6 protein-coding genes are annotated in these 7,873 nt (G+C 69.7%); 1 reads left to right on the top strand and 5 read right to left on the bottom strand.

All coding sequences use genetic code 11. The annotated features are described in order from the left end of the window. The 5 genes from D476_RS0112810 to D476_RS0112790 all read right to left on the bottom strand — a co-directional run. The coding region (locus D476_RS0112810; RefSeq protein WP_017624336.1) for an ABC transporter permease at positions 1-768 on the bottom strand (768 nt) is incomplete at its 3' end. A 104-nt stretch (positions 769-872) separates the two neighbouring features. After that, positions 873-2,627, bottom strand: a complete 1,755-nt coding sequence (locus tag D476_RS0112805; protein WP_017624335.1) for an ABC transporter substrate-binding protein — start codon at positions 2,625-2,627, stop codon at positions 873-875. Between the two features lie 74 nt (positions 2,628-2,701). Beyond that, positions 2,702-3,736, bottom strand: a complete 1,035-nt coding sequence (locus D476_RS0112800; protein ID WP_017624334.1) for an ABC transporter permease — start codon at positions 3,734-3,736, stop codon at positions 2,702-2,704. A gap of 567 nt (positions 3,737-4,303) precedes the next feature. Beyond that, positions 4,304-4,792 (bottom strand): hypothetical protein, encoded by a 489-nt coding sequence (locus D476_RS0112795; RefSeq protein WP_017624333.1) that lies wholly within the window; start codon positions 4,790-4,792, stop codon positions 4,304-4,306. Positions 4,793-5,023: 231 nt separating this feature from the next. Then, positions 5,024-6,796 (bottom strand): ABC transporter substrate-binding protein, encoded by a 1,773-nt coding sequence (locus D476_RS0112790; RefSeq protein ID WP_017624332.1) that lies wholly within the window; start codon positions 6,794-6,796, stop codon positions 5,024-5,026. Positions 6,797-7,332: 536 nt separating this feature from the next. Here D476_RS0112790 and D476_RS0112785 point away from each other — a divergent pair. Further along, positions 7,333-7,734: a MerR family transcriptional regulator gene (locus tag D476_RS0112785; RefSeq protein ID WP_017624331.1), complete on the top strand. Its 402-nt coding sequence runs from the start codon at positions 7,333-7,335 to the stop codon at positions 7,732-7,734. Positions 7,735-7,873: the final 139 nt, after the last annotated feature.

Below are 7,873 nucleotides of genomic sequence, written 5' to 3'. Positions count from 1 at the left end.
GGGGCGCAGCCCGTGCTTGAGGATCCCCTTCCACTCGGGCAGGCCCTTGGCGCGCGCCGTGCGGATGTAGTCCTCGCCCATCGTCTCCAGCATGCCCGCGCGGGTCTGGCGGGCGTACTGGGCGGCGTGCAGGAACGCCAGGGTGACCCAGGGCAGGAACAGCGCGCTCGCCCAGGCGATCGGGTCCTGGAAGAAGGGGGTGTAGCGCGGGGTGTCGAACAACTCCCAGGAGTGCACCAGGAAGGCCAGCGACAGCAGGCCGGTGAAGAACACCGGGAGGGACACGCCCGCCAGGGCCAGGCCCATGCTGACGCGGTCGAAGATGCTGCCCTTCTTGATGGCGGAGATGACGCCCACGGACACGCCGCCGACCAGCCACATGATGCCGGCGCCGACGGCCATGGAGAAGGTGACCGGGAGCCGGGCCACGATCTCGGGGAAGACCTCGGTGTAGTTCTGGAAGGAGTAGCCGAAGCACGGCGCGGAGCACACGACCTCGCGCCCGCCGAAGTTGTAGGTGGCGCCGACGAAGATGCCCTTGATGAACTCCCAGAACTGCAACGCGATGGGCTGGTCCAGGTTGAGCCGGTCGATGGTGGCCTGGATGGCCTCCTCGGTGGGCGCCTTGCCCACGTACATCGTGGCCAGCTGCTGGACGGTCTGCCCGGCCATCCGGGGCACCACGTAGAAGATCAGGAAGGTCACCAGGGTGACGATGGCGAGCAGCAGGACGCCGGCGCCGAGGCGACGAAGAAGATAAGTGACCAACGTATCCGGCCGCGAAGGCCGGCCGGGCCCGGTACGGGCCCGGCCGCCCCCGCGGCCTTCACCTGCCTAACTCTCAGGTCGAAGGATCGGGGTTCCGGGAGCCGCTAGGAGTTCGTCGTGCCGAGCGGCATGTAGTCGTACATCGCGTACCCGGCGCTGAACCGGACGTTGGTCAGGTTCTCGGGCCGGTACAGCACCGACTTCTCGAAGACGATCGGCAGGATGGCGCCGGTCTCCATGATCCGGCGGTCGACCTCCTTGTAGAGGCGCTCCTGCTCGCTGGTGTCCTCGGTCTTGACCGCGTCGGACAGCATCTCGTTGATCTCCTTGTCGTCCAGCTCGGAGACGTTGGAGTTGCCGGCCTTCTTGATGTTGTCGCCGTGGGCGATGTAGCTGAGGAACCCGTAGCCGGTGGGCCAGTCCGGGATCCAGCCGTAGACGTTCAGCCCCAGGTCGTTGTCGTGGACGAAGTCCGGCGAGCCGGCCTGGGTGTTGGTGAAGGTGTCCGAGGGGTACTGCTTGATGTCGACCTCGATGCCGACCCGGTCCAGGCTGGCCTGCAGCGCCTCGGCCGCGGCGACCTCGGTGGGGCGGTCGCTGCGCACGCCGAGGTTGGTGGAGAAGCCGTCCTCCTGGCCGCACTCCTCCAGCTTGGCCTTGGCCTTCTCGACGTCGCCCTTGTCGCCCTCGGAGGGGTACAGGTCGAGCTTGGGGTCGTGGCCCTCGATCGCCGGGGGGATGACGTCGTTGGGGATCTCCCCGCCGGCGGCGCCGCCCCAGGCGCGCTGGAGCGAGTCGTGGTCGGCCGCGTACATCACGGCCTGGCGGCAGGCCTCGTTGTCGAGCGGCTCGACGACGGTGTTGACCGCGACGTAGCGCAGCGACCCGTTCTCGGGGTTGTCCGCGTTGGCCTTGGCCGCCTCGTCGGTGAGGACCTCGCCCTTCTTGGCCGGGCCCAGGCCGGTGCCGCCCAGGTCGACGTCGAGCTCGCCGTTGACCAGGCGCTGGTCGATCTCGTTCTGGTCGACGCCCTCCTCGACGGTGATCTTGTCGGGCAGCGCCGGGCGGACCGGGTCGGAGTCGGGGTCCCACTCCTCGTTGCGCACGAGGGTCAGGCCGTTGCCGGGGCTCCAGTCGCCCTCGAACTTGTAGGGGCCGGAGGACAGGACGTGCTCCTGGTACTGCTGGCCCTTGTCGGCGTCGGCCGGAACCGGAGCGGTCTGCGGCTGCACCAGGACGTAGGGGAAGTCCGCGAACGGCTCCTTGAGGTGGAAGACCAGGGTCTGGTCGTCCGGGGTCTCGATGCCGCCGAACCCGGCCAGCGGGTCGGACGGGTCGGCGTTGACGCCCTGGTAGTCGTCGCTGTCGGCCAGCAGCTCCTTGAAGTAGCGCGGGCCGTTGGGCAGGGCGTCGTCGCCGTAGTTGCTGCGCGCGATGCCGTACTTGACGTCCTCGCTGGTGATCGCCGAGCCGTCCTCGTAGGTGAGGCCGTCGCGCAGCTTGACGGTGTAGGACGTGCCGTCGTCGCTGATCTTCGGCATCTCGGCGGCCATGTCCGGGACCGTCTCGGTGGTCTTGCCCGGCTCGGCGCTGTAGGTGAGCAGCGTCCGCGCGTAGTACCGGCTGAAGTTCCAGACGTACCCGTAGTAGGTGTTGCCCAGGTCGGTGCTCTCGATGTTCGCCGAGATGGCGTACCGCAGAGTGCCGCCCTGCTCGTCGGAGGCGTTGACGACCTCGGTGGTGGCCTGGTCGAAGGAGCCCGACGCTCCGCTATCGGAGCCGCCACCGCCGCCGCATGCGCTCAGCAGCAGCACCGACGACACCCCCAGCGCGGCCAGCCCCAGTGTTGACTTGCTCAATTCCGTGCCTTTCTCGTAATGCGTGATCGTGCGCCGCGGCCCCCGGCCCGCCCCGGGCGGCCGCCCCCGTGCGCTCAGTCGGACGAGCGGGGGTCGAAGGCGTCCCGCAGGCCGTCACCGAACAGGTTGAACGCGAGGACGGTGAGGAAGATGGCCAGACCCGGGATGATCACGTAATGGGGCGACGTGGTGTAGAAGTCCAGCGAGTTGGACAGCATGCCGCCCCAGCTCGGGGTGGGGGGGTTGATCCCGACGCCGAGGAAGGAGAGGGAGGCCTCGAAGATGATGTTCGTCGGGATGAGCAGCGTCGAGTAGACGAGGATCGGCGTGATGAGGTTGGGCAGCAGCTCGCGGAAGAGGATGTGCCCGCTCCCGGCACCGAGGCTGCGCGCCGCCTCGACGAACTCGCGCTCCTTGAGGGTGAGGGTCTGCCCCCGCACGATGCGGCCGATGTAGGGCCAGTTGAAGAAGCCGATGATGAAGATCAGCAGGCCGACCCGCAGCGCGTTGCCCTGCAGCCCGAAGGCGCCGTCGGGGACGACCCCGGCCAGGGCGATGGCGAAGAGCAGCAGCGGGAAGGCCAGGAAGATGTCCATGGCCCGGCTGATGATGGTGTCGGTGATCCCGCCGAAGTACCCGGCGATGATGCCCAGGACGGTACCGATGACCACGCACAGCACGGTGGCGCCGAAGGCGACCAGCAGGGAGATCTGCGCGCCGTAGACGATGCGGCTGAACATGTCGCGGCCGGTGACCGGTTCGAGCCCCAGCAGGTGCTCGGACGACATGCCGCCCCAGGGGTCGATCCCCGAGGCCGGGTCGGCCGGGTCGTTGAGGGCACCGCCGGTGAGCGGGTCCATCAGGCTCTGGTGGAACTCGTTGGGCGGGAACCCGAAGAGTCTGGTGAGAAGCGGGGCCAGCACCGCCATGGCGATGAGCAGGACCACGACGATGGCGCCGCCCATGGCGACCTTGTCGCGGCGGAAGCGCTGCCAGGCGATCTGGCGGAGGGACCGTTCGGCCGCCGCGGGCGCCTTGCCGGAGGCGGCCCCGGCCGCTGCGCCGTTGTCCTCCACCTGCTTCTCAGGTGCGTCCGAAGGCGCGCTCATGGCACCACTACTCCCCCACTACTTCCGCTTGGTGTCGCGGCTTCGGCACCGGCGGCAGGCCGGTGATGGGTCGGCCGGGCCGGCTCGGGTCCGGCCGGTGGGCCGGCCCCGGGCTGACCGGTCGTGTCCGGCGGGGCCGCGGGCCGCCGCCGGATCTGCCAGCCCGCCCGTCGGCTTAACACCGAAGCTCGACGTGGCTAACAGGATTCGTGCAGATCAGTTTGCACCGCGATCAATGTACGCCCGCTCACATCGCGGACCGTCCAAATCACACTCTTGTGGCTGAATCGTGACTGCTCACCAACGAATCCGTCATGTCACGACACGTCGGCAGGCACTCACCGGGTGCCACCCAGTCTGCACGAAACAGGGCCGCCGTCCGGCGTCGGCGCGCCCGCAGGGGCGCGGCGCGGGCGGCCGCTCCATGGCGCACATCATACGACAAGAAAAGGTATAAAACACCATGAAGCGGACATTAAATCGCGCGCCCCCGACAGCACCGGGGACGCGCGTGCGCCCGGCGGCCGCCCCCGCCGGGGGCGCCGCGCGCGGAGGACTCGGCCCCGCCTACTCGATCCCGTGCTTGCGCAGCAGGTCCTCGATATCGCCCATGTCGTCGTCGCCACCGGCCTTGGCCTTCTTGCCGCGGGCGCCGCCTGCGGCCTGGGCCGCGGGGTCCTGCGTCGCGCCGCCGCCCTCGAGGCCGGGGGCCGCGCCGCCCTCGGCGGCCTTCTTCCCGCGCTTCGGCTCGCCGCCGCCCCGCGCCGGGCGCACGCCCTTGCCCTTGGCGCGCATGACGCCGGAGACGAGGAAGAGCACCGCGGCCAGCGCGGCGACCGCGACACCGCCCCAGACCATCGGGTTGAACAGCAGCCCGGCCAGGATCCCGACGATGTCGGCCACCGCCCGCCACACCGTGGCCATCAGTCCCAGCAGACCGGCGGCCAGCGGCACCAGCGACCAGGCCACGCCGCGCAGCCCCGCCGCAGCGCCCCGGCGGCGCCAGACCACCCAAGAGATCAGCAGCCCCACGATCGTGATGGCCGCCCCGAGCATCGGACCTGCGATCGGCAATGTTTCCGGCATACCCCCAGTCTCGCACCGGGACCCGCCGCGCGCATCGGGGTCGGTCCCTAGGGACGCCCTCGGGGAGGCCCACCGGACAGGGCAAGGGGGCACAGGCCCCGGGAACCGACGAGGCCCGGGGGCGCGGCGCCGTCGGCGCCGTTCCCCCGGGCGGCGGCGGACCCCTGCCGGGGCCCACCGCCTCAGGTGCCGGTCCCGGGATCAGCCGGTGTCGGTGGTCCCGAGGGTGGCGTAGTCGTACATCTTCCAGCTGGGGTTGAAGAAGACGTTGGTGACGTTGTCGGGCCGGTACAGCACGGCCTTGCTGTACACCATCGGGACGATGACGGCCTGCTCCATGGCGAGCTTGTCGATCTCCTTCGACATCTCGTCGCGCTCGTCGGTGTCCTCGATCTTGGTGACCTCGTCGAGGAGGTCGTTGACCTCTTCGTCGTCGAGCTCGGAGATGTTGGAGTTGCCCGCCTCCTTGATGGCGCCGCCGTCGAGGATCTGGCTCATGTAGCCGTACCCGGTGTTCCAGTCGGGCAGCCAGCCGTAGATGTTCAGGCCCAGCTCCTCCTTGTGCACGAAGCTCGGGGAGCCCGCCTGGGTGTTGGTGAACGTGTCCGAGGGGTACTGCTTGATGTTCACCGTGATGCCGACCTTGTCCAGGCTCTGCTGGATGGCCTCGGCCGCGGAGACCTCGGCCGGGCGGTCGCTGCGCACGCCCAGGTTGGTCTCGAAGCCGCCGTCCTCGCCGCACTCCTCCAGCTTGGCCTCGGCCTCGGGCGGGTTGCCCTGCTGGGCCTCCGGGTCCTCGGCCGGGTAGAGGTCGCTGTCCGGGTCGTGGCCGGGGACCACGGGCGGCAGGATCGTGTTGGCGATGTCGCCGCCGGCCGCGCCGCCCCAGGCGCGGTGCACGGCGCTCTTGTCGACCGCGTACTGGACGGCCTGGCGGCACTCCAGCTTGTCGAACGGCTCGACCTGGGTGTTGACCGACAGGTAGTAGTGCCCGCCGTTGGTCGGGTTGTCGATGCGCGCCTTGGCGTCCTCGTCCTGGAGCAGCTCGCCCTTCTTGGCCGGGCCCAGCCCGGTGCCGCCCAGGTCGACGTCGAGATCGCCGCTCTCCAGGCGCTGGTCGATCTCGTTCTGCTCCACGCCCTCCTGGACGGTGATCTGGTCCGGGAGCGCGGTGCGGATCGGGTCGGTCTCCTGGTCCCACTGGTCGTTGCGCACCAGGGTCAGGCCGCTGCCCGGGGTGTAGTCGCCCTCGAACTTGTAGGGCCCGGAGGAGACCACGTTCTGCTGGTACTGCTCGCCCTTGTCGGCCTCGGCCGGGACCGGCGCGGACTGCGGCTGCACGAGCACGTACCTGAAGTCGTAGAACGTCTCCTTCAGGTGGAAGACCAGGGTGTGGTCGTCCGGGGTCTCGATACCGCCGAAGCCCTTGAGCGGGTCGTCGGTGTCCTCGTAGGGGCCCTCGTAGTCGTCGGACTCGGCGAGGTGCTCCTTGTAGTACTTCGGGCCGTTCGGCAGGGCCTCGGGGCCGAAGTTGCTGCGGGCGATGGCGTACTTGACGTCCTCGGCGACGATGTCCGAGCCGTCCTCGTACTTGAGCCCCTCCTTGAGCTTGACGGTCCAGGTCTTGCCGTCCTCGCTCACCTCGGGCTCGCCCTCGGCGAGGTCCGGCACGACCTTCTGGCCCGCCTCGCCCGGCTGCGCGTCATAGGTGTAGAGGGTCCGGGCGTACAGGCGGGAGAAGTTCCACATGTACCCGTAGTACATGTTGCCCGGGTCCGCGTTCTCCATGTTGGCCGAGATGGCGAACCGGAGGGTGCCGCCCTTCTCGTCGGAGGCGTTGACGATCTCTGTCTGCCCCTGGTCGAACTCCGCGTCGGAGGCGCCCGTCCCGTCGCCCCCGCCACCACCGCAGGCCGACAGCAGGAGGGCCGTCGCGGCTGTGGCCGCGACCGTGCCCAGCGCTGTTCTCTTCAATGTCCCGCCTCTCTCGAAACAACCGTCGTACGCATCAGCGAGCGGCACACCCTGCGAGGCAGTGCCCGGTCAGAGCACCGGCCCCTCGACAGGCGTGAGTCGGTTTCGGCCTCTGATGCACGCTGCGGCCAATTTAGGAGGAGTTAAATCACAGTTCGTCTAAGAACAGGTAACTACTACGCCCCACCACGGGTGGTGACCCCCTGCATTCATGGCGGCTTCAGGCGTGACCATAGCGCCGCTTCACCCGCGCACCGCCGCCGCACACGCCCGGTGCGGCAGGCCACACCCCCTCCGCCTGATCTCCCGATCGCACGTGCGATCACAGGGTCGACGCGTTCCGCTGCGGACGCGGCCGCGCCGGGAGTGCGTCCCGGGCGCCTCTCCCCCTCCCCCTGCGCCTCCCGCCGCACCGCCCTCGCCTGTGCGGCGACGGCCCGGCCGCATGGCAGACTCTCCACGATGGAGACCGGCCTGCGGGCGGGCGCCGTACAGGCGCCCCGGCGGGGTCGGACAGGTACAGGGGGAGGGCTTCGATGGGCGACGCGCTCATGCGCATCGGCGAGGTCGCCGAGCGCACGGGGTTGTCGCTGCGCACGATCCGCCACTACGACGACGTGGGCGTGGTGCGCCCCTCGGCGCGGTCGCAGGGCGGCTTCCGCCTCTACACGGAGGCGGACGTGGACCGGCTCCTGCTCATCAAGCGGATGAAGCCGCTGGACTTCACCCTGGAGGAGATCAAGGACCTCCTCTCCGTCCTGGACGGACTCGACGCGGCGCCTGAGGACGAGCGCGCACGGGCCGAGCTGCTGCGGCGCCTGGACGAATACCACACCTCGGCGACCGAGCGCAGCGCCGAACTGCGCAAGAAGCTGATGGCCGCCGAGGAGTTCGCCGAACGCCTGGGCGAGCAGCGGGCGCAGTACCGCTCCCCCTGAAGCGCCGACCGGCTCCGCCCGCGCCGGTCTCCCGGCCCCACCTGCACGGTTTCAGGGGCGGCCTCCCCGGGATCGACGACGGCCGGGGCGCCGCCCCGGGGCGGCCGATTCGAATTCTCCCCTCGCGTGAGAGTAAGGT

Origin of the sequence: Nocardiopsis chromatogenes YIM 90109, assembly GCF_000341185.1 — a bacterium.
GTDB lineage: Bacteria > Actinomycetota > Actinomycetes > Streptosporangiales > Streptosporangiaceae > Nocardiopsis_A > Nocardiopsis_A chromatogenes.
Note: the sequence above shows the minus strand (reverse complement) of the source record. Positions and strands in the feature narration are given on the sequence as shown.